This window comes from Mycolicibacterium komossense (assembly GCF_025822605.1).
GTDB classification, from domain to species: Bacteria; Actinomycetota; Actinomycetes; order Mycobacteriales; family Mycobacteriaceae; genus Mycobacterium; species Mycobacterium komossense.
In genome coordinates this window covers 294,714-315,473 of sequence record NZ_JACKTY010000049.1, presented here as the reverse complement: position 1 = coordinate 315,473, position 20,760 = coordinate 294,714, and the positions used below count along the sequence as shown (strand labels likewise).

Below are 20,760 nucleotides of genomic sequence, written 5' to 3'. Positions count from 1 at the left end.
AAGACCCCTTCTAGCGCCGCCGGCTCTTCTTGCGCGGCGGCGGCAGCGCCCCCTCGGCACGCAACCGGGCGGCATGCTCGGCCAGCGCCTCGACCAACGGGGCGATGGCGGCCGTCTCCGGCTGGACGTCGACCCGCAACCCGAATTCGGCTGCGGTCTCTGCCGTCTTGGGACCGATGCAGGCGACGATGGTGCGCGCGTGCGGCTTTCCGGCGATCCCCACCAGGTTGCGCACAGTCGAGCTGGAGGTGAAGCAAACCGCGTCGAACCCACCGGTCTTGATCATCTCGCGGGTCTGCGCCGGTGGTGGAGCGGCCCGCACCGTGCGGTAGGCGGTCACGTCTTCGATCTCCCAACCGCGTTCACGCAGCCCCTCGGCCAGCGTCTCGGTGGCGATATCGGCGCGCGGCAACAGCACCCGGTTGACCGGATCGAAAATCTCGTCGTAGTCCGGGAATTCGTCGAGCAGGCCCAGCGAAGACTGCTCGCCCGACGGCACCAGCTCGGGGCTGATCCCGAAAGCGCGCACCCGATCCGCGGTGGCCTCGCCGACACAGGCGATCTTCACGCCCGAGAAGGCCCGGGCGTCCAGGCCGAACTCACCGAACTTCTCCCAGACCGCGCGGACCGCGTTGGTCGAAGTGAAAACCACCCACTGGTAGCGGCCGTCGACCAGACCCTTGACGGCACGTTCCATCTGGGCCGGGCTGCGCGGCGGTTCGACGGCGATCGTCGGGACCTCGATCGGCAGTGCGCCGTGGCTGACCAGCTTGTCGCTCATCTCGCCGGCCTGGTCCTTGGTACGCGGCACCAGCACGGTCCAGCCGTACAGAGCGCGACTCTCCCACCAGTTCAGCTTCGCGCGGTGCGCAACTGTCTTGCCGATCGTGACAACCAGTGGCCCGGTCATCGGGCCGGCCGGATCGGACGCCCCGATCGCAGCCCGGTCGGTGAGCTCGTGCAGGGACGCCTCGATACTGCGCTGCGCGCAGGTGGTGCCCTGCGAGGTCACCACACACGGAGTCGACTCGGCCAGGCCGAACTCGATGAGCGTGCGGGCCGACTCAGCCAGATGCGACGCCGTCGCGTGCAGGATCAGCGGGCCGGGGGCGGCGGCCAGCGCCGCCCAGTCCACATCGCCGCGGACGTCCGCCACGGTGTGCGACGAGCCAAGCGGCAGGCCGGCGTACGTAGGTACGGCCGTGGTGGCGGGCAGTCCCGGGACGATCTCGAATGCCAGCTGCGTCTTGGCGACCGCATTGACCTCGGCGAGCACCGAATCCACCGACAGCGGGTCACCGGCGACGAGCCGGACTACGTCCACCCCGAGGCGAGCTTCGTGTGCCAGCGTCTTGGCCACTTCGGCCGGATCACCCAGCGCGGGCCGGATATCAGGACCGAGACAGACCACCGGTGGGGCAATCTCGTCTGCGACCGGGCCGTCAGTGCTGTTCGCATCATCGATCGGCCGCACCGTTTCGCTTGCAGCGGCACGTGTCTCGGGGGCGGGTGCGGGCCCGGACGCCGGCGGTAGCTCCGACCCGACCAGACCGAGCACCTGTTCGGGCACATCGGGGTCGGTGAACACCAGCGCGGCATTGGCGAGTACAGCCCGCGCTCTTGTCGTCAGCAGACCCGGGTCACCCGGACCTGAACCGACGAACATGATGCGGCCCGGCTTCGGCTTGCGTCCTCGCACACCAGCTTGGGGGGTCATCTCTTGACTCCTGCTCTCATCGCGCGTCCGATATGAGCTCGCGCGCACCCAGTTCGAACAACTCCCCGGCCACGGAGAGGCCTAGCTCCCGTGCCTTGCCGGGGGTACCGATCCCGGACGCGCGGATCACGTCAGATCCGTCCACCGCCGCCACGCAGCCGCGCAACGACAGCTCTTCGAAGAGGCGTCCATCCTCATCGATCGACTCGACCACCTCCGCGATCGCGCCCACCGGTGCGGAGCAACCCGCCTCCAGTTCGGCAAGCAGGGCACGCTCTGCGGTGACTGCCTCACGGCTGTCGGCGTCATCGAACTCCGCCAACAACTCGGTGAGCCAGGTATCGCCGGTTCGGCACTCGACCGCCAACGCTCCCTGGGCCGGCGCCGGCAACATCTGGACCGGCTCCAACGTCTCTGTGACTTCACCGAGGCGACCGATGCGGGCCAGACCCGCCCGGGCTACCACGATGCCGTCGAAATCACCACTGCTTACCCTGTTCAACCTGGTATCTAGGTTGCCTCGTAGGGGGCGAATTTCCAAACCGAGACCCAGTGCTCTAAGCTGCGCCGCCCGCCGCACGGACGATGTGCCGATCACCGAGCCCGCTGGCAACTCCCCCAGCACCAACCCGTCACGGGCCACCAGGGCGTCCCTGGCGTCCTCCCGGCGGGGTATGGCAGCGATGACAAACCTCGGGTCTTCGGCGGTGGGCAAATCCTTGTAGGAGTGCACGGCCATATCCACCCGGCCGTCGTGGATCGCCTCACGCAGCGCCGCGGTGAACACCCCGACGCCGATGTCGGCTACCGGGGCCGCGGACCGGTCCCCGTCGGTGGAGATGATCACCAGCTCCGCGGCGTGCCCACGCGCGCGCAGGCCGTCTCTGATGGTGCCGGCCTGCGTGGTGGCCAGCAGGCTGCCCCGGGTGCCGATCCGGATAACTCGGCTATCGTCGGTGTCAGGCAAGTGCTACTCGGGACTATCGGCGATGACGTCGAAATCTGTTGGCACCTGCGGCAATTCACCTGCGGTGGCAACTGCGTCGACGGCAGTCGGATCGAGTTCGAAAAGTTCACGAAGCGCTTCGGCATAGGTATCCCCACCCGGGGCGCTGGCGAGCTGTTTGACGCGCACTGTCGGTGCGTGCAGCAGCTTGTCGACCACCCGGCGGACCGTACGGGCGACCTCGTCGCGCTGGGCGAGGTCCAGACCCGGCAACCGATTGTCCAGACGCAGCAACTCCGCCTCGACGACGTCGGCGGCCCGTTGCCGCAGGGCGGTGACCGTCGGGGTGACCTCGGCCATCCGCTGGCCGGCCAGGTAGGTGGCAACTTCTCCTGCCACCATCTGACGGGCCGCCTCAGCGTCGGCGGCCGCCGCACGGGCTGACGGTTCACGCTGGATTCGGTCCATGTCGACAACCCAGACGCCCGGCAGACCGGCCACCGCCGGGTCCACATCGCGGGGCATGCCGAGGTCGCAGACGACCAGTTGCCGTTCATCGGAGCCGCTACCGCGCTGAGCCAGCGCATGGTGCACATCGGCCAGCGAGACCACCGGGCGGACCGCGCCGGTGCTGCTGATCACCACATCGACGTCGGCCAGGGCTACCGCGACGTCCTCGAGGGTGTGGGCATGGGCGGTCACCCCCTGCTCACGGAGGTTCGCCGCCAGGCGCTCCGCGCGCGCCAGGGACCTGTTGACCACCTGCACCGAGCTGATCCCGGCCCGCACCAGATGGGCCGCGGACAAGGCGCCCATCGCACCTGCGCCCACGACGGCAGCCGAGCGGCCGGCCAGACCGTCGAGCCTGATCTCGGCCATCCCGAGGGCCACCGATACCACCGACGCCCCGGCGGCGTCGATACCGGTCTCGGAGTGCACGCGCTTGCCGACCGACAGCGCGCGTTGCGACAGTTCGTGCAGGGTGCGGCCGACGGTGTGGTTGGCCTCGGCCGTCGCATACGCACGACGCACCTGGCCCAGCACCTGCGCTTCACCGATGACCGCCGAATCCAGGCCCGCGGTGACGGCGAACAGATGCTCGACGGCGGCCTCGGCGTACCGGACGTAGGCGTATTTGGTCAGATCACCCAGCGGCAGACCGCAGTGGTCGGAAAGGACCTGTCCGATGACGGAGAGACCGCCGTGGAAGGCCTCGACGACGGCATAGACCTCGACGCGGTTGCACGTGGACAACACCATGGCCTCGGTCACGAGAGGAGACTGCAACACCTGGTCGACGATCTTGGCTTGATCGGACTCGTCGGTGGACAGTTGCTCCAGTACGGAGACCGGCGCACTGCGGTGCGACACCCCGAACAGCAGGACACTCACAGCGCCATCACCTAGCCCGCTCCCTTGCTGCTACGGGTGAAGAATCTCCTTTTCACGGTAGCCGTTCACCAGCAACGCCACCAAATCTGATCCCTATCGACCGGTCGGATCCGACACATTCAGCCCGCGTCGGGTCGCATGGCCAGATCGGCGCGCAGCCGCGGTTCGTCGACCTCCCAGTAGCTGTGCTCGACTCCGTCGAGCAGCACCACCGGCAACCGGTCGCCGAACTCGGCCCGCAGGGCGCTGTCACCGGCGGCCGCAGCCGCGTCCACATCGGTCAGCGTCAACGCGAAGTCCAACTCCCCGGCCAGGTCGGCCAGCCGCTGGTGAGCCCGCAGGCAGATGCTGCAACCGTCGCGTGTCAGCAACTCCACCTGTGCCCGGCTCACCGGAAAGAGTCTGGCACCTCGTTCAGGACGCTCGCTCTTGGCTAGGGTTGGTGCGCAACAGCACTGCGCCCAAGCCGAAACGGAAGGGGGTCCGCGATGTCGGCGATGTTCGGCAGCAATACCGATGACGTGCACGGACTCGCGGGCGAGGCAAGCGCACAACGCGCGATGGAAGTACTGGCCGCCGATTCCGAGGCCGACCGCGATGGTGCACTGGAGGCCCCGCCCGCCGACCTGACCGCCGCGGCCTTTTTCGACGTGGACAACACCCTGGTGCACGGTTCGTCGATGGTGCATTTCGCCCGCGGGCTGGCCGCCAGGAAGTACTTCACCTACCGCGACGTGCTCGGTTTCGTCTACGCGCAGGCCAAATTCCAGCTGACCGGCCGGGAGAACAGCGACGACGTCGCCGAAGGCAGGCAGAAAGCGCTGGCGTTCATCGAGGGCCGGCCCACCGCAGAGTTGGTGGCGCTCGGCGAGGAGATCTACGACGAGATCATCGCGGACAAGATCTGGCCCGGTACCCGCGACCTGGCGCAGATGCATCTCGACGCGGGTCAGCAAGTGTGGTTGGTCACCGCGACCCCCTATGAGCTGGCGGCGACGATCGCCAGGCGGCTCGGGCTGACGGGTGCGCTGGGCACCATCGCCGAATCCGTCGACGGGGTGTTCACCGGCCGGCTGGTCGGCGAGATCCTGCACGGCCCAGGTAAGGCCCACGCCGTGCGGGCGCTGGCCATCCGGGAAGGACTCAATCTGCGTCGCTGCGCGGCCTATTCGGACAGCTACAACGACGTGCCGATGCTCACGCTCGTCGGCACCGCGGTGGCCATCAATCCGGACGCCGACCTGCGCGACCTAGCCAGACAGCGCGGCTGGGAGATCAGGGACTTCCGGACCGCACGTAAGGCCGCCCGGATCGGGGTCCCGTCAGCACTGGCGCTGGGCGCCGCCGGTGGCGCACTGGCCGCGATCGCCTCGCGGCGTCACGACTGATCCCGACGCGACCGACCCGCCGTGTTCTCCGGTCCTTGATAAGCTGCCGCGCTGAGTGCTCTCGCGATTCGACCGCGGGAGCACATGCAATCAAAGGGACCACACCAGCAGCATGGCTATTGCCCAAGAGATCATCGGGACGCATTTCCGCCTCGACGACTATTTCCTCGTCGGCCGGGAAAAGATCCGCGAATTCGCCAGAGCGCTCCAAGACGACAACCCGATCCACCACGACGAGGCGGTGGCGTCCGACGCGGGTTACGACGGCGTCGTCGCGTCGCTGACGTTCATCGCGGTCGCCGGACGCCGGGTGCAGCTGGAGATGTTCAAGAACTTCGACGTCGGGATCAATCTGGCGCGCGTCATCCACCGCGACCAGAAGCTCAAATTCCACCGGCCGATCGTCGCCGGCGACAAGCTGTTCTTCGATTCCTACCTGGATTCGGTGACACAGTCACACGGAGCCGTCATCGCCGAACTTCGCAGCGAAGTGACAGATGCCGAGGGCAAGCCCGTACTGACCACGGTGGTCACGATGCTCGGCGAGGCGATCAGCGACGAGCACACCGACGCACAGGTTGCGGCAATTGCATCCAGGATCGGTGGAGCATAGTGTCGGCGCCTATGACCCAGGCCAACGAGCAACCTAACGACCGCGATATGACGCCGCGGTTCGAGGATGTTCAGACGCACTATGACCTGTCTGACGACTTCTTCCGGCTATTTCTGGATCCCACGCAAACCTACAGCTGCGCGTACTTCGAGCATGACGATTACACGCTGGAGCAAGCCCAGTACGCGAAAATGGATCTCTCCCTGGGTAAATGCGACCTGAGCCCAGGACAGACGCTGTTGGACATCGGCTGCGGATGGGGCGCCACGATCCACCGGGCGGTCGAAAAGTACGACGTCAACGTCATCGGCCTGACGCTGTCCGAGAACCAGGCCGAACACGTCCAGAAGAAACTGGCAAATTCCGATCTGGTACGCAACTCGGGTAGGACCGCCGAGGTGCGGCTGCAGGGCTGGGAAGAGTTCAGCGAACAGGTCGACCGGATCGTGTCGATCGGTGCGTTCGAGCACTTCGGCGACGATCGCTATGACGCCTTCTTCGAGATGGCCTACAACGCGCTGCCAGCAGACGGCGTGATGTTGCTGCACACCATCGTCAAGCCCAGCAACGAAGAGTTCAAGGCGCGCGGGCTGCCGCTGACGATGACGAAGCTGAAGTTCTTCAAGTTCATCATGGACGAGATCTTCCCGGGCGGCCGGTTGCCGTTCGTCTCCGACGTCGAAGAGCACGCCCGCAAGGCCGGCTTTCGCGTCGAGCGGGTGCAACCACTACGGCTGCACTACGCGCGCACGCTCAAGACCTGGGCCGCCGCTCTGGAAGCCCACAAGGACGAGGCGATCGCGATCCAGTCGCAAGAGGTCTACGACCGGTACATGCGGTACCTGACCGGTTGCGAGGAACTCTTCACCGAGGGCTACACCGACGTCTGCCAGTTCACGCTCAAAAAGGGTTGAGCCTCCAACGTCCAGCTAGTGCACGTCTTTTCGCCATCTGCGTGACGTAAGTGGCCGTTCGCCCGCGCGAACCTCAGCCAAAGAACATGTTTCTGCGATTGGCCAGCAGCTGATACAGCGTCTGCTGGATGGTCTCGCGAACATGGTCGGTCAGCTCGAAGGTGACCATCGGATCGTCGGCGGCGGAGTCGTCGTAATCCGCGGTCTCGATGGGAGTGCCGAAGGCGATGTGCCACTTGGACGGCAAAGGCACCAGCCCGGCAGGTCCGGCCAGCGGGAACAGCGGCGTGATCGGGAAGTACGGCAGCCCGAACAGTCGCGCCAGCAATTTCACGTCGGCGATCATCGGGTAGATCTCTTCAGAGCCGACGATCGAGCATGGCACGATCGGCGCCTTGGTCCGCAACGCCGCAGAGACGAAGCCCCCGCGGCCGAACCGCTGCAATTTGTAGCGATCCGTGAAGTGCTTGCCGAGGCCTTTGTAACCCTCTGGGAAGACCGCCGTGAGCTCACCGCCGGCCAGCAGCCGATGGGCGTCGGAGGTGCAGGCCATGGTGTGCCCGGCCTTGCGCGCGGCCTGACCCATCACCGGCATGTCGAACACCATGTCGGCGGCCAGCAGACGTAGGTCGCGGTTGGTCGGATGGTGGTCGTGCACGGCCACCGAGGCCATCAGGCCGTCCCACGGCAGCACCCCGGCGTGATTGGCCACCACCAGTGCCGCACCGGCCTCGGGCAGGTTCTCGATTCCGCTGACCTCGACCCGGAACCATGAGTTGAAGAAGAATCTCAGCAAAGGCAGGAAGACCGCGTTGTTGAGGTGTTGGTCGAAGCCGAATTCGTCGACGACGTAGTCGCCGGTGAGGCGCTTGCGGACGAACTCAGCTACCGCGGCGATACCGAGAGCGAGCTCGTTGGGGGTGGCGTCTTCCGGCGCCGCCAGGCTCGCCGCGGTGCGGTGCTGATCGATCTCGCGAACCACCGCGGCGATCTGGTCGGCCGAGGCCCGAACGTCGGAATCGGTGAGCAGGGACGGATGTCTACGGGCCGCGTCGGCTCGCTGGCCGGCGCGGCGAGCAGCCGCCGCTCGCCCTGAATTACCATGCAGCGGAATAACTTTCGCCTTCGACTCACCCGCCACGATAGCTTCTTTCTTCCCACCCGTTTAAATACATGTCACCCACCCCAGCGCTGGGCTGCCGACACTGCACGACGCTCCAGCGAGCGTACCCACCGTGGATCGACAATCGGTGTCAAACCACGACCGCGCACGTAATCGTCGAACGCCTCCATCGTCGTCCACTTCGGCACATAACCCAACTCGGTTCGCATGCGCGAGGTGTCCATCACCCGCCCGTAACTCATGTAGGCGAGCTGGTCGCTGTTGAGGTCCGTTCCCCGTGCGGTCCTCGTCAGCGAATTTACGATATTGACGCCCAGTGTGGGCAATGGAAGTGCCAACCGGCCCGCCCGCCGGATCGCCTGGGACATCATCAGGATGCCGGCGGCGCCCACGTTGAACGTGCCTGGCCTGCCCGCCATCGTGGCACGCTCCAGCACCCCGAGGGCGTCTTGCTCGTGCAGGAGTTGCAGGCGGGCATCGCGGCCCGCCACCGTCGGCACCAGGGGGCCGGCCAAGTAGCGCGACAACGCGGTGTCCATCGCGGGCCCGATCATGTTGGCCAGCCGCAGGATGGTGACCGCGATATCGGGGCGGCGCCGGCCGAGACCGCGGGCGTAGCCCTCGATATCGATACTGTCGCGAGCGAAACCCTCTCCAGGCGGTTTCCGACTGCTGCTGTCCTCGGTGAACATCACCGGATCGAACGCATCGGAACCGTAGACCTCCGACGTGGACTTCAGGATGACCCGGCGCACGGTCGGTGCCTTCTGACAGGCCGCGAACAACTGCATCGCGCCCATCACATTGATTTCTTTGAGCGTGGCCCGGCCGCCGGAGCGCGGCGCATACGAGGCCGCCGCCGCGTGCACCACCGTGTCGACTTCGCCGTTGCGAATCACCTTGGCAATGAACGGGTTACGAATGTCGGCGCGCACAAACTCGGCGCGCCCCATCCGGCGGAGCAGATCCTTGCTCGGTGCCACCGCATCCACCGCGATGACTCTGTCGATCGCCGGGTTAGCCGCCAGCCGCGCGGTGAGATACCCGCCGAGGAATCGGCAGGCACCCGTGACCAACACGACCTTCGGGTGACGCAGAGGGCTTCCAGGATCGCCGCCGTCTGCGTCGCGCCCAGAATCCATCTCGATAGGTTACCGGTCGGCGCACACGCAGGCGTTACGAGAAAGAAACGACCGCATGGCGCCGCGCCGACACCGCCTCCTCGGCCAACGAAGGGCGAGCTTGGATTACCCGGCCACTCAGCCGGCCGTCCCTCGCCGCATCGGTCGCCGAGCGGGGCCTACTTACCGAGTTTTCTGCGCTGCACCCGGGTACGACGAAGCAGTTTCCGGTGCTTCTTCTTCGACATGCGCTTGCGACGCTTCTTGATGACTGAACCCATGGACTTCGATGCCTACCTACCGCTAATCACACGAATGAACCCGGCCACCCTACCCAAGAGATGGCCGCAAACCGAAAACAGGCCTCCGAAAGCGCCTGGCAGCCGCATCGGTCGACTCGACTACTTAGACTGTCTCGCTCCTCAGCGGCTCGTTCCTCGCCGCATCGGTCGACTCGACTACCTACTACTGTCTCGCTCCTCAGCGGCTCGTTCCTCGCCGCATCGGTCGACTCGACTAGCCAGCGTCGAAGTACGACGTCTCCAGCAGATCGTGGACAGCTTTGGCGTGCACCCGGAATGAGCGCCCAACCCGAACCGCAGGCAGTTCGCCGTTGTGCACCAGCCGGTAGACGGTCATCTTGCTGACTCGCATGAGACCCGCAACTTCGGCGACGGTGAGGAACTGCGTTCGGGCGGCCGACTGGCCGTCCGAGCCCCCACTATCCCGCGAGTTCTTACCAGCCGAGTCCCGCGCCGATGGCCCGTTCATAGACGTCATCGCAACCCAATCGATCAGGCACGGTCAGTTCCAGCGGCTTCCCCACCGTTGGCACGAACGCGTGCATACAACGAGGAGAATAGCGGGGCAGATGGGGTTACTGCGACGGGTGTGGGGTAATCCGTTGAAATTAGATGAACTACTCTGATGTGATTCCGAGCTGCTCAGAGCGCCTCTTCGCGGCATCGACCGCTTCGGCAACCGCGGCCCGCAAACCGCCCCGCTCCAGCTCTCTCAGACCGGCCGCCGTGGTCCCGCCCGGCGACGTCACGGTGGCGCGGAGCTGGGCAGCAGTGGTGTCGACACCGGCTCCCAAACCCGCGCCGGCCGCCCCTTCACCGCCCTGATCAAGCCGCTCCAGCAACATTGCCGCGGAGCCTGCCATCGTCTGCACAGCGAGGTCGGTGGCGATCGGGCGCGGCAGCCCCACCGCGACCGCCGCATCGACCAAAGCCTCGACCAGAAGGAAGAAATAGGCCGGGCCGGACCCCGATACGGCAGTCACCGCATCCAGCTGGCCCTCCGGCACGGTGATGACGCTGCCCACACAATCGAAGAGGGCTGCGACTTCCTTGAGTTGTTCTCCGGTGGCGAACCGGCCCTTGGCGAGCGCGCTGACGCCTGCGCCGACCAAAGCGGGCGCATTCGGCATCACCCGGATCACCGGGGCGCCAGCGGGCAGCTTGGCCTCGTAGAACGACGTCGTGACGCCGGCCGCGACGGTCACGAAGACCTGCTCGACGCTGTCGGTGTCTGAATTCGCCGTAGCCTCGGCGATCGCACTGACCACCGATTCCACATCGGACGGTTTGACCGCGACAATCACATAGTTCGCGTTCTCGGCCGCGTCCACCACCGACGAGGTCACCTGAACCGAATAGGTCTCCGACAGGTACTTGGCCCGGGTGGGCATCCGCTCGGAAACGACCATGTCCTTGGCCTGTCGATCCGATCGGAGCAGGCCCGCCAACAGAGCCTCGCCCATACTTCCGCCACCGATAATCGCGATTCTGGCCATGCCGAAACCCTATCGGTCGCCGAGGCCGGTTACGGCGCGGGCACGAGCGCGAGTTGGCGGCTCTGAGCGACGATGCGGCCCTCGCAGTCGACGACGATGTGGTCCTCGTCGAACCAGTCCTGACCGATCTGCGTCGTCGTGCAGAGCACCCGCAACCAGCCATCGGCGGGCTGACCGCGCAGATACGCGGTGAGCTGGACGGTCGGCGCCCAGCCCCGGCGCTGCACCGCGAAGGTGACAGGCATCGAGATATCGCTACACGTCAGCGCGAACAGCGCGTCAGGGGCCTCGTCGCGCGGGCGCACCCAGATCCGTGAGGTCGGCGCCTCTCCGCGGTCGGAGCGAAGGCCGGACAGATCAGGACGGATGTCACACCCGGCGGCCAGGTGGTTGATCTCGGCCAGTGGATGGCCGGGCCCGATCGGTTCGACCTCCGGCGGCGGCTCGACGCTCATCCCCTGCACCGGGTTCACCGACAGCAGCGGCGGAACGTGATGTTCGGGGGTGCCCAGCGTGATGGCGGCCCGGACCGCTGTCCTCTTGGTGTCGCCCACACCCTGCCGCAGTTCGACGTCGACGAGGCTGACCTGACGGCCGCGTTTACGCACGGCCGTGACCAGCTCCACCGGACCGGGATCGGGTGCCCACAGGAAGTTCGCCGACACCGCGATCGGCTCGGCGGTGCCTGTGTCACCGGTCACGGCCTGATGCGCTGCCTTAGCGCACAGCGACAGCATCACCCCGCCGTGAATTTTCGGGCCGATCGTCCAGTGCGGGCTCAAGTCACCGGTGAAGACCGGGCCGCCGGAGCCGTCCGAACCGTCGGTGGCGCGCTGCAGGGTCATGGCATGGGTGAACGACGGGCTCGTCGGGGTCATCGGATCCTTCAGCGCAGCAGGTGAGTGCGGGCAAAGTGCAGCGATTCGGTCAACAAGGCCTCACGCTCGGCCACAGACCGTGCATCGGACGTGGTGACCTCCAGGATCACATGTCCGGCGAAATCGCTCCCAGCGAGCATCTGGCACACCTCAACGGTGGGCTGGGTGCCGCGCCCGGGCACCAGGTGCTCGTCGGTGGACGAACCATTGCCGTCGCACAGGTGCAGATGCACCAGGCCGGCCCCCATCCGTTCGGCCATCTCCACCGCGTCGGTACCCGCCGTAGCGGTGTGCGAGAGGTCGAGGGTGAAGTGGGCGTGTTCACCGTCGATCGGGTCATACGACGGCGCGAACGCCGAGATCCCCACCCCGGGCCCACCGCCGCGCCGGCGCATCCGCTCGATCGACGACTGGCCGGCGCCGAAGAACCGGTCAGCCCGGAACGGGAACATGTTCTCGACGGCGACGAGGACGTCGCTGGCGGCTTCGAGCTCGGCGACCTGTTCGGAGAATCCCTCGGCATAGCGCCGCTGCCACCGGAACGGCGGATGCACGACGACGGTCTGCGCGCCGAGTTGTTCGGCCGCACGCACGCTGCGTTCCAATTTGGGAATCGGGTTGGCTCCCCAGACCCGCTGCGAGATCAGCAGACACGGCGCGTGCACGGACAGCACGGGCATCTCGTAGCGCTTCGACAACTTCTCGACCGCGTCGATATCCTGGCTGACCGCTTCGGCCCACACCATCAGTTCGACGCCGTCGTAGCCCAGCCTGGCGGCGTACTCGAAGGCCGCCTCGGTCCGGAGCGGATAGACAGAGGCAGTCGAGAGACCGACCTTGATGGCGGGACGCACGGGCAGGTGTTCGGCCGGCTAGTTCGACTGCAGCAGGGCCAACGGTCCGAGGGTGACCAGCGCACCGACGGCAACGGCGATCAGCGTGCTGGCGATGTCCTCGGTCTTGCGGACCACCCGCACACCCACGACCAGACCGAGGATCACCAGTACCGACAGGACCAGCGCGACGATGTTGTTCCACTTCCACAGCTGGTCGAAGGCGATGAAGAGGCCGGCACCGAAGACCACCGCGATGATCGACTGCAGCGCGATCAAGGCCCCCCGCAGCACCATCTGGCCGCGGGACAGCTCTCCGGTCTCGTCGACCGCAGCGTCGTCGTCGTGTTCCTCGAGCGCCTCCGCGACCTCGGCCTCTTCACCAACCAGGTCACCGGTGAGCAGCTCGGCATCGTCGGGGCTGCGACGGGCCAGGTCGTCGGCGACAGTCTGGCCGCCGTACAGCGGTCCGCTGGTGGAGCGCAGGTACGACTGCAGGTATGAGGCATCACCGATGCCCAGTTCGTCGGGTTGAGCGTCCAGCTCGTCGGCCACCCCATCAACAGAGGTGTCGTCGCGGGCGTCGAGATCCGACTCAAGCTCCGGATCGAGGGTGTCCTCGTCGGCCTCGTCGACCGCCCCGATCGGGTCCGGGCTCATCTGCTCGGCGTCGACAACCGGTTCGATCCGGGGGAAACCACCTGGACGGGGGTAATTGCTGCGTTCCAGGGCGGCGTCGCGACCCCGCCGCGGCGTCGGTTCCGGTGCCAGCTCGGGAGGACTCGGCGGTCTGCTCGGCGATTTCGGCGAGGCATCGTGGGGGGCGTCCACCGTGGCGCGGCCGTTGGTGTGGGCGGTATCGGCGGCACGTGCTGCAGCCGCGGGAGATTCGGGCGAGGCCTCGACCGTCGCTTCGGTGGCTGCCGGAGGCGCCGCCTCGACGTCGTCCTCCTGGGTGATGATCGGTATCGCACCGGTCCGGTAGATCGGGATTTCGCCGGTCAGTTCGGCAACGGTCACCGCATCGCTGTTGCCTTTACGACGTCGGCGCCTGCCGCCACTGGGTGGCGCCGCGCCGATCGTGCCGTTCTTGGCCAGGAGCTCGGCCACCGAAATGGGCCGGGTGACCCCGCCGTCGTCGCCCTCGTTAGGTCCAGTCATCGTCTGTTGCCTCTCGACCGGTTTTCGCGCCGATCCGCTAGCCGGCTTCCAGCATCCCCCACCAGCGTCTCCACCAACGCGGTTCCATCGGCTTCGCTGTCGAGTTTGCGCAGGATGAGTCCTTCCCGCAGCGCCCACGGGCAGATGTCCACAGAATCCAACGACAGCGCTCGCATACTTGCCTCCGCCACCAGCGCGCCTGCCACGATCTGCGGCGCGCGTTCGGCGCTCACCCCTTCCAACTCTGCACGGTCAGCAGCGGTCATCCTAGAGATGAAGGCTATGAGCTGTCTGAGACCGTTAGCGGTCAGCGTTCTCTTCACCCGTGGGCCCGCGCCGGACGGTGCCGCGCCCGTCAGACGGGCCAGCGACCGGAATGTCTTGGAGCTCGCGACAGCAAGGTCGGGGCTGCCCGCCTCCAGCACGACGGCGCGCGCGTCGGCCAGTTCGTTGTCCAGCCAGTCCCGAAGCATAGCCACCCGCCGGCGCCCCGGCGGATCGTCGGGCAGCCACTCGCGGGTCAGCCGCCCGGCGCCCAGCGGCAGCGACATCGCCACTTCTGGTTCCTCGTCGACGCCGTTGGACAGTTCGAGGGAACCCCCGCCGATGTCGATGTTGATGATGCGCCCCGCGCTCCACCCGTACCAGCGCCGGACGGCGAGGAAGGTCAGCCGCGATTCGTCTTTACCCGAGAGCACCTGCAGGGCGACACCGGTCTCGTTGTGCACCCGGGCCAGCACGTCTTCGGAGTTCGTCGCGTCGCGGACCGCCGAGGTGGCGAACGCCATCAACTCCACGCACCCTGAACTCGCGGCGATCTTCGCGAACTCGTCAACGGTCGAGACCAGCATGTCGGCACCCTTGCGGGTGAGCTTGCCGGAGCTGTCGATGGCCTCGGCCAACCGCAGAGCGGCCTTCGTCGAGCTCATCGGAGTTGGATGCCCGCCGCGGCGGGCATCCACAACCAACAGGTGAACCGTGTTGCTGCCCACGTCGAGCACGCCCAATCGCACGAATGCCAACCCTACTTGGCGAGGGGACGCGACCCACCACGTGGCAGTGTCCGCGCCTGGTCGCCGAGCCGGGGCCGGTCGTCTACCGTTAAGACCCCAATGGCAGCGTCCGCGACAATCGGCTGCGCGAAAGGTAATTCATGACGCCCACGCATCCCGGTGAGGTCGGGCTGGACTTTCCGCGGGAGTGGGTGGAGTTCAACGACCCGGACAACGTCGAGCACGTGATCGCCGCCGACCTGACCTGGTTACTGTCCCGCTGGACTTGTGTATTCGGCACGCCCGCCTGTCAGGGCACCGTGGTGGACCGACCCGATGATGGCTGCTGCAGTCACGGCGCCTTCCTCTCCGACGACGACGACCGCGCCAAACTCGACGATGCTGCCGCCCAGCTGACCGACGAGGACTGGCAGTTCCGGGACAAAGGCCTGGGCCGCAAGGGCTATCTCGAGATGGACGAATATGACGACAAGCCCAATCTGCGGACCCGAAAGTACAAGGGCGCCTGCATCTTTCTGAATCGCCCGGGTTTCGCCGGCGGTATCGGCTGCGCTTTGCACAGCAAGGCACTCAAGCTCGGCCGCGAGCCGCTGACCATGAAACCCGAGGTCTGCTGGCAGCTCCCGATCAGGCGCAGCCAGGAGTGGGTCACCCGACCGGACGGGGTGGAGATCCTCAGAACCACCATCACCGAATACGACCGGCGCGGTTGGGGTTCGGGCGGCGAGGATCTGCATTGGTACTGCACCGGCGACCCGGCTGCACACGTCGGGGCCAAACCGGTCTACCAGTCCTACGCCCCGGAGCTGACCGAACTGCTCGGCGAGAAGGCCTACGCCGAACTGGCGGCGATGTGCAAGCGGCGCAGCCAGTTAGGGCTCATCGCGATCCATCCTGCGACCCGCGCGGCGGAATAGGTCTCAGACCCCGCGCGGGTGGGCGCTGCGGCGGATCGCCGGTGCGACCGGCCGCCCCTGCAGCAGACCAGCCACCGAACCGGCGTCGATCGCTTGCCGATAGACCGGCAACGCGTCGCGCACCGCGGCGACGGTCAGATCGATATCGGCATCGGTGTGTGCGGCGGAGGTGACGAACGACTGGCCGAGGACACCCCGTCGCAGCAGTTCCTGCAGGAACAGCGTCCGGTAGGCCTGCGACGGCGCTCCCCCTCTGTCGCCGGTGACGAACACCAGACACGACGGCCGCCCGATGACCCGGAGGTGGCCGTCGAGGCCGGCGGCGGAGACTGCCGCGGTGACGCCGTCGGCCAGCCGGCGACCCGCGTGCTCCATCCGGCCGACGGGATCACCAGACCGGTACTCGTCGACCACTGCCCGAAATGCTGCCAGCGAGGCCGTCTCCGGGCCGTGCGTGGTGGACAGCAGGAACACTCGCGGCCGGTCGGTCCGTAACCCGCCGAGCTCCATGTATTCGCGCCGGCCGGCCAGCGCCGACAGCGGAAACCCGTTGGCCATCGCCTTGCCCCAGGTGGACAGGTCGGGCCGGACACCGTAGACATGCTGCGCGCCGTGGGCCGACCAGCGGAAGCCGGTGATCATCTCGTCGAAGATCAGCAGGGTGCCGTGCCGGTCGCAGAGTTCGCGGACACCGGCCAGGAAACCCGGTGCGGGTTCGGCGGTGGCGGTCGCGGCCTCCATGATCACCGCGGCCACGTCGTCGCCGGCCAGTGCGGCAGCCACCGAGTCCAGGTCGTTGTAACCGAAGCGGACGGTGCCGGCGCCGGCAGAGTCGGGGATGCCGCCGTTCATCGGTGTCGTCCCGATGAACCAGTCGTCGGTGGAGAAGAAGGGCTGCTCGCAGAGCGCTACCCTGATCCGGCCGGTCACCGCCCGGGCCAGCTTGATCGCAGCGGTCGTGGCGTCCGAGCCGTTCTTGGCGAATTTGACCATGTCGGCGCCGGGCACCAAGTCGAGAAAGTCCTCCGCGGCGGCCAATTCGAGCTCGGTCGGCCGGCTGAAGTTGACGCCGTCGGCAATGGTGGCGGCCACCGCATCGACCACCGGCGCAAAGCCGTGCCCGAGGGTGACCGATCGCAGTCCCATGCCGTACTCGACGTACTCGTTACCGTCGACGTCCCAGACCCTGGCACCGGCGCCGCGGGTCAGGATCGGAGTGATGAATTCGGGGTACTGATCCGATCCGCGGGCGTAGGTGTGCGCGCCGCCGGGAACGAGATCGTGCAACCGGGCCTGCAGTTTGGCGGACTGTTCGAATTGCGCTGCCGCCCAGACTTTCTCGGCAGGTCTCACAATGCACTCTCGTACGCCAGTGCGATGTCCTCGTCCATCCGCTGCAGGTCGCTCACCCGCAGGAAATCACGCAGTGTCGTGCCGGTGCACTCGGAGTCGAAGTTGGGCGCCCCGCGCCGGGCGACGACATCGTCGACGTTGACCGTCCGGAAGTCGATACTGAACCGGGTGCGGCCAGACGTGTTCGGCACGGTGGAGTGCAACTGGTTGCCGGAGAACAACATCAGCCCGCCCGGCTCGGGCACCAGGCGGACCTGAGGATCAAGCGTCACCGGCTCCTCGGGCTTGGGCTGATCGCGGGTGTCGGTCTTGATGTGCTTGGCGGCGGTCTGGCGGCTGGTGCGGTTCCACTCGTAGTAGTCGTAGCGCCGCGACCCGTTCTTCACTGGCACGCCCCAGTATTGAGGGTGAAAGGCCATCACGTTGTCGGCGACCACCGGATAGATCGGGATCCACCAGTTGATCTGGCTGAACGGTGCCGAGTACCAGGTATCGCGGTGGGGATGGAACGCATACGAGATGCCCGAGGTCAGATAGTCGTTCGACGTCGACGTGCGCAGCCGAGGCACATCGAAATAGGTTGTCTCGCTGTCGCATCCACGCTCGGTCAGCAGGGCCCGCAGGCATGCCTTCGACGTCGGGTGGTGGATGAATCGGGGTTTGAGCTCCGCCAGTAACGCCGCGAACTCCTCGACGGGCAGCTCGTGTTGGGCGGTCTGCGGGTTCAGTGCCCCGAACGCCTCGGCGATCAGGGCACGAGCATGCTCGATCAGTGCCAGCGACGCGGGGCTGGCCGCATAGGTGATGACGCGACCGTCGTAGAGCTGGGCACGGCGCTGCTCGTCGGTGCAGTCCGGGTTGGCGATCACGATGGTCATCGCGGTCCTCTCTCGGTTGAGTCCGGCCGATCGGTGCACAGTCGGCCGGCCAGTGTTGGATGACGTCGACTCACTTCGTCGAACAGGTCGGGCACCGTCAGCAGGACCAGATCAGGGTCTGCCGCGACGAGCTCGGACGGGCTGATGATCGGGATGTCGGTGCCGGGCATTCGCCGGCCCTGCTTGGCATCTGAGGCATCGGCGACACCCTTGAGTAGCGCGGTGTCCAGGCCCGCCCGGGCGAACAGCGCGACGGCCCGCGAGGCGGCCGCATACCCGTAGACATCGCGCCCCGCCGCGCTTTCGGCCCGCAGCCACGCCTGCAGCTCGACCATGTCGACATCGGCGGCGCCCTGCAGCGGGTGAAACGCTTCCGGGGTGAGGACGCCCAGCTCATGCTCGTCGGCCAACAGCTCTGCGACGGTGCTCTCGGCCGGCCGGCCGGCCGAATGCACGGCGGCCAACAGCACGGTGCCGCCGTAGAGGTCGAACTCCCAGGCGGCCACGACTGCCATATCCACCGCGGCCAGCTGACGAACCAGCGTGGTCAGCGAATAATAGGCGAAATGACCGTGCCGCAACGCATTCCACTGCCCGTCGCGGATGATCGTGGCGATCGAGTGGTATTGCAGCAGCAGCACACCGTCGGGTGCGGTGGCCTGTGCGCGCTGACGGAACGCCGCCCGCTGGTCGGGTTCGTGCATAATCCCGAAGCAGTCCAGCACGACATCGGCGGGCCCGGAATCCCCCGATCGATCGGTATATCCCCGCTGCGTCAACAGCGGCTCCCAGGTGCCGCCGTGCGGGCTGCCGAATTCGCGGACCGTGCCGCCCGGCAGCAACCCGGCCGCGGCGACCACGTCGACCGCGGCAGCGGCCTGGTCCCGCAATGCCTGCGGTTCGACGCCGCGGGGTTCGTCGGTGACCGTGTCGTCCTCGGCGAGCTGAGCCAGGCCGCAGGCCGGGCACAGCTCCATCGCCAGCCGGTGCGCACATTCGTCAGCACCGACGGGATCGCCGACCAGCGGAAAATGGTCGGCGGCCGGAACCGAGCCGAGGTCGAGGACCCGGTGCAGACCCAGCTGGCCGCACGCCCTGCAGGTGGTGTTGCGATCCGTCATGGCAGCATGACCTGGTGCGCATCGAGCAGACCGGGTTGGCGGACGTGCTGGTGTTGGCGCCTCAGCCGTTCCACGACGACCGCGGCCTGTTCACCCGGACCTTCGACGCCGAGATCTTCGACGAGTACCTGGGTGCGCCGGGCACGGCGGCCTCGTTCGTGCAGGATTCGCAGTCCCGTTCGGCACTCGGGGTGATTCGCGGTATGCACGGACGGTCGGGCCGCGGTGAGGCCAAACTGGTCCGCTGTGCCCACGGTGCCGTGCACGATGTGCTGGTAGACATCCGGCCCGCGTCGCCGACGTTCGGCCGCCAGCAGGGTTTTCTGCTCGACGACAACGACTTTCGGCACCTGTACGTACCGCCGGGCTTCCTGCACGGGTTTCAGGCATTGACCCCCACCGCGGACGTCTGTTACCGAATCGACCGGCCGCACGATCCACATGAGGACCTCGCAGTGGCTTACGACGATCCGGAGCTGGCGGTCGGCTGGCCGCTGCCCGTCTCGGTGGTCTCGGCGCGGGATGCCGCGGCCGGCAGCTGGCGCGAACTGCTCACACGGCTGCGCTGACACGGCGCATCGTCTCGTCGAGTTCGCCGCAGCCGCGCAACTGTTCCAGCCGCGACAGCCGCACGAACCTGTTGGCGAAGTCGTGGGCGGTCAGCCCGTTCGCCGTGTACTCGCCGTACAGCTCGGCTGCACCGTCGGCCACCGACCAGGTGGCCTCGTAGCCGAGTTCGGCACGAGCCCTGGCGAAGTCGACCCGATAGGAGCGCGGATCGGCGCCGGTCTCACCGGTGATCAACAGCTCCGACCCCGGTACCACATCCACGACCGCCGCTGCGATCTGCGCGACGGTGAGGTTGTTCATGTCGGAGCCGACGTTGTATGCGCGACAGTTGATCACCTCGGTGGGCGCGGTCAGGCACACCGCGAAGGCTCTGGCGATATCGCGGGCGTGTACCAGCGGACGCCACGGGGTGCCGTCGGACAGCACCCGGACCAACCCGGTCAGCACCGCATGTCCCACCAGGTTGTTCAGCACAATATCGGCACGCAACCGCGGAGAGAACCCGAAAGCCGTTGCATTGCGCAGGAATACGGGCGTGAAGCTGGAGTCGGCGAGGGCTACCAGATCGTCCTCGACCCGCACCTTGCTGATTGCATACGGCGTCAGCGGATGCAGCGGGGCGTCCTCGTTGACCAGTCCGTCACCCGCGGCGCCGTACACCGAGCACGTCGACGCATACAGAAAGCGCGACACCCCGGCCTCTTTGGCCAACCGGGCCAGTCGGACCGACGCGTGGTGGTTGATGTCATAGGTGATATCGGGGGCGAGTGCCCCGAGCGGGTCGTTGGACAGCGCCGCGAGATGAACCACCGCGTCGAAGCCCTGCAACTGCTCGACAGTGACATCACGCAGATCGACCGCGAGGGTCGGCGGGTCGACGGGTGGCTGCCCCAGGACACAGTCGCGGAAGTACCCGTTGTCCAGACCGACGACGTCGCAACCCGCATCCTGCAGCACGGGCACCATCACGCTGCCCAGATAACCCTGGTGTCCCGTGACCAGAACCTTGATGGTCATTCCCCTC

At 66.9% G+C, this 20,760-nt stretch carries 22 protein-coding genes; 5 read left to right on the top strand and 17 right to left on the bottom strand.

Features of this window, described 5'->3' with window-relative positions; translation table 11 throughout:
- Nucleotides 1-10: 10 nt before the first annotated feature.
- The 4 genes from H7J73_RS30570 to H7J73_RS30555 all read right to left on the bottom strand — a co-directional run bounded on the left by H7J73_RS30570 (nt 11) and on the right by H7J73_RS30555 (nt 4,447).
- A complete protein-coding gene (locus H7J73_RS30570; protein WP_264071565.1) occupies nt 11-1,717 on the bottom strand; it encodes a bifunctional uroporphyrinogen-III C-methyltransferase/uroporphyrinogen-III synthase in 1,707 nt (568 codons plus the stop codon).
- Nucleotides 1,718-1,733: 16 nt separating this feature from the next.
- Nucleotides 1,734-2,684 carry a hydroxymethylbilane synthase gene (gene hemC / locus H7J73_RS30565; RefSeq protein WP_264071564.1) on the bottom strand — a complete coding sequence of 317 codons (951 nt, stop codon included), beginning with the start codon at nt 2,682-2,684 and terminating at the stop codon, nt 1,734-1,736.
- Between the two features lie 3 nt (nt 2,685-2,687).
- Nucleotides 2,688-4,055, bottom strand: coding sequence for a glutamyl-tRNA reductase (locus H7J73_RS30560; RefSeq protein WP_264071563.1), 1,368 nt, complete (start codon nt 4,053-4,055; stop codon nt 2,688-2,690).
- 119 nt (nt 4,056-4,174) lie between these two features.
- Nucleotides 4,175-4,447, bottom strand: coding sequence for a glutaredoxin family protein (locus H7J73_RS30555; protein ID WP_264071561.1), 273 nt, complete (start codon nt 4,445-4,447; stop codon nt 4,175-4,177).
- A 105-nt stretch (nt 4,448-4,552) separates the two neighbouring features.
- Between H7J73_RS30555 and H7J73_RS30550 the strand changes: the two genes are divergently transcribed.
- The 3 genes from H7J73_RS30550 (at nt 4,553) to H7J73_RS30540 (ending at nt 6,970) form a co-directional block, all read left to right on the top strand.
- Nucleotides 4,553-5,443 carry an HAD family hydrolase gene (locus H7J73_RS30550; protein WP_435405610.1) on the top strand — a complete coding sequence of 297 codons (891 nt, stop codon included), beginning with the start codon at nt 4,553-4,555 and terminating at the stop codon, nt 5,441-5,443.
- A gap of 112 nt (nt 5,444-5,555) precedes the next feature.
- Entirely contained in the window at nt 5,556-6,056 is a 501-nt protein-coding gene (locus H7J73_RS30545; protein WP_264071559.1) for an FAS1-like dehydratase domain-containing protein, read from the top strand.
- A gap of 11 nt (nt 6,057-6,067) precedes the next feature.
- Nucleotides 6,068-6,970: a cyclopropane mycolic acid synthase family methyltransferase gene (locus tag H7J73_RS30540; protein ID WP_264071558.1), complete on the top strand. Its 903-nt coding sequence runs from the start codon at nt 6,068-6,070 to the stop codon at nt 6,968-6,970.
- Nucleotides 6,971-7,043: 73 nt separating this feature from the next.
- Here H7J73_RS30540 and H7J73_RS30535 read toward each other — a convergent pair whose 3' ends face one another.
- From H7J73_RS30535 to H7J73_RS30495, 9 genes are all read right to left on the bottom strand, one after another.
- On the bottom strand, nt 7,044-8,111 hold the full coding sequence (locus H7J73_RS30535; protein WP_264071557.1) for a lysophospholipid acyltransferase family protein: 1,068 nt from the start codon (nt 8,109-8,111) through the stop codon (nt 7,044-7,046).
- 35 nt (nt 8,112-8,146) lie between these two features.
- On the bottom strand, nt 8,147-9,235 hold the full coding sequence (locus H7J73_RS30530) for an SDR family oxidoreductase (RefSeq protein ID WP_264071556.1): 1,089 nt from the start codon (nt 9,233-9,235) through the stop codon (nt 8,147-8,149).
- A gap of 158 nt (nt 9,236-9,393) precedes the next feature.
- Complete coding sequence (locus tag H7J73_RS30525) at nt 9,394-9,495, bottom strand: 30S ribosomal protein bS22 (protein WP_003402602.1); 102 nt, start codon at nt 9,493-9,495, stop codon at nt 9,394-9,396.
- A 235-nt stretch (nt 9,496-9,730) separates the two neighbouring features.
- Nucleotides 9,731-9,994 (bottom strand): helix-turn-helix domain-containing protein, encoded by a 264-nt coding sequence (locus H7J73_RS30520; RefSeq protein WP_264071555.1) that lies wholly within the window; start codon nt 9,992-9,994, stop codon nt 9,731-9,733.
- A gap of 139 nt (nt 9,995-10,133) precedes the next feature.
- Complete coding sequence (gene proC, locus H7J73_RS30515; RefSeq protein WP_264071554.1) at nt 10,134-11,012, bottom strand: pyrroline-5-carboxylate reductase; 879 nt, start codon at nt 11,010-11,012, stop codon at nt 10,134-10,136.
- 29 nt (nt 11,013-11,041) lie between these two features.
- Nucleotides 11,042-11,890, bottom strand: coding sequence for a thioesterase family protein (locus tag H7J73_RS30510; RefSeq protein ID WP_435405605.1), 849 nt, complete (start codon nt 11,888-11,890; stop codon nt 11,042-11,044).
- Nucleotides 11,891-11,898: 8 nt separating this feature from the next.
- Nucleotides 11,899-12,744 (bottom strand): sugar phosphate isomerase/epimerase family protein, encoded by an 846-nt coding sequence (locus H7J73_RS30505; protein ID WP_264071553.1) that lies wholly within the window; start codon nt 12,742-12,744, stop codon nt 11,899-11,901.
- A gap of 18 nt (nt 12,745-12,762) precedes the next feature.
- On the bottom strand, nt 12,763-13,884 hold the full coding sequence (locus H7J73_RS30500) for an Rv0497 family membrane protein (RefSeq protein ID WP_264071552.1): 1,122 nt from the start codon (nt 13,882-13,884) through the stop codon (nt 12,763-12,765).
- Nucleotides 13,881-14,897 (bottom strand): Ppx/GppA family phosphatase, encoded by a 1,017-nt coding sequence (locus H7J73_RS30495; RefSeq protein ID WP_264071551.1) that lies wholly within the window; start codon nt 14,895-14,897, stop codon nt 13,881-13,883. The genes H7J73_RS30500 and H7J73_RS30495 overlap by 4 nt, the downstream gene beginning before the upstream one ends.
- A 140-nt stretch (nt 14,898-15,037) precedes the next feature.
- On the opposite strand from H7J73_RS30495, the gene H7J73_RS30490 reads away from it, so the two are divergent.
- Nucleotides 15,038-15,814 (top strand): DUF3109 family protein, encoded by a 777-nt coding sequence (locus H7J73_RS30490; RefSeq protein WP_264071550.1) that lies wholly within the window; start codon nt 15,038-15,040, stop codon nt 15,812-15,814.
- 3 nt (nt 15,815-15,817) lie between these two features.
- Here the strand turns inward: H7J73_RS30490 and H7J73_RS30485 are convergent, their stop codons facing one another.
- From H7J73_RS30485 to H7J73_RS30475, 3 genes are read right to left on the bottom strand one after another with little or no spacing between them, the layout of a single operon-like run.
- Nucleotides 15,818-17,167, bottom strand: a complete 1,350-nt coding sequence (locus tag H7J73_RS30485) for a glutamate-1-semialdehyde 2,1-aminomutase (protein ID WP_264071549.1) — start codon at nt 17,165-17,167, stop codon at nt 15,818-15,820.
- Nucleotides 17,164-18,045, bottom strand: a complete 882-nt coding sequence (locus H7J73_RS30480) for a phytanoyl-CoA dioxygenase family protein (protein ID WP_264071548.1) — start codon at nt 18,043-18,045, stop codon at nt 17,164-17,166. Before H7J73_RS30480 ends, H7J73_RS30485 begins: the two co-directional genes overlap by 4 nt.
- Nucleotides 18,042-19,166: a methyltransferase domain-containing protein gene (locus H7J73_RS30475; RefSeq protein WP_264071547.1), complete on the bottom strand. Its 1,125-nt coding sequence runs from the start codon at nt 19,164-19,166 to the stop codon at nt 18,042-18,044. Before H7J73_RS30475 ends, H7J73_RS30480 begins: the two co-directional genes overlap by 4 nt.
- Before the next feature lie 14 nt (nt 19,167-19,180).
- On the opposite strand from H7J73_RS30475, the gene rfbC reads away from it, so the two are divergent.
- Nucleotides 19,181-19,735 (top strand): dTDP-4-dehydrorhamnose 3,5-epimerase, encoded by a 555-nt coding sequence (gene rfbC, locus H7J73_RS30470; RefSeq protein WP_264071546.1) that lies wholly within the window; start codon nt 19,181-19,183, stop codon nt 19,733-19,735.
- Here the strand turns inward: rfbC and H7J73_RS30465 are convergent.
- Nucleotides 19,719-20,747 carry an NAD-dependent epimerase/dehydratase family protein gene (locus tag H7J73_RS30465; protein WP_264071684.1) on the bottom strand — a complete coding sequence of 343 codons (1,029 nt, stop codon included), beginning with the start codon at nt 20,745-20,747 and terminating at the stop codon, nt 19,719-19,721. The two genes, rfbC and H7J73_RS30465, sit on opposite strands and share 17 nt — an antisense overlap.
- Between the last annotated feature and the right edge of the window lie 13 nt (nt 20,748-20,760).

Excerpts from the sequence above, each read along its gene's own strand:
- proC (WP_264071554.1), bottom strand. The coding sequence starts at position 11,012 with ATGGCCAGAATCGCGATTATCGGTGGCGGAAGTATGGGCGAGGCTCTG.
- H7J73_RS30480 (WP_264071548.1), bottom strand. The coding sequence starts at position 18,045 with ATGACCATCGTGATCGCCAACCCGGACTGCACCGACGAGCAGCGCCGT.
- H7J73_RS30540 (WP_264071558.1), top strand. The coding sequence starts at position 6,068 with ATGACCCAGGCCAACGAGCAACCTAACGACCGCGATATGACGCCGCGG.
- H7J73_RS30520 (WP_264071555.1), bottom strand. The coding sequence starts at position 9,994 with ATGACGTCTATGAACGGGCCATCGGCGCGGGACTCGGCTGGTAAGAAC.
- H7J73_RS30475 (WP_264071547.1), bottom strand. The coding sequence starts at position 19,166 with ATGACGGATCGCAACACCACCTGCAGGGCGTGCGGCCAGCTGGGTCTG.
- H7J73_RS30550 (WP_435405610.1), top strand. The coding sequence starts at position 4,553 with ATGTTCGGCAGCAATACCGATGACGTGCACGGACTCGCGGGCGAGGCA.
- H7J73_RS30500 (WP_264071552.1), bottom strand. The coding sequence starts at position 13,884 with ATGACTGGACCTAACGAGGGCGACGACGGCGGGGTCACCCGGCCCATT.
- H7J73_RS30570 (WP_264071565.1), bottom strand. The coding sequence starts at position 1,717 with ATGACCCCCCAAGCTGGTGTGCGAGGACGCAAGCCGAAGCCGGGCCGC.
- H7J73_RS30490 (WP_264071550.1), top strand. The coding sequence starts at position 15,038 with ATGACGCCCACGCATCCCGGTGAGGTCGGGCTGGACTTTCCGCGGGAG.
- H7J73_RS30510 (WP_435405605.1), bottom strand. The coding sequence starts at position 11,890 with ATGACCCCGACGAGCCCGTCGTTCACCCATGCCATGACCCTGCAGCGC.
- H7J73_RS30525 (WP_003402602.1), bottom strand. The coding sequence starts at position 9,495 with ATGGGTTCAGTCATCAAGAAGCGTCGCAAGCGCATGTCGAAGAAGAAG.
- H7J73_RS30530 (WP_264071556.1), bottom strand. The coding sequence starts at position 9,235 with ATGGATTCTGGGCGCGACGCAGACGGCGGCGATCCTGGAAGCCCTCTG.
- H7J73_RS30545 (WP_264071559.1), top strand. The coding sequence starts at position 5,556 with ATGGCTATTGCCCAAGAGATCATCGGGACGCATTTCCGCCTCGACGAC.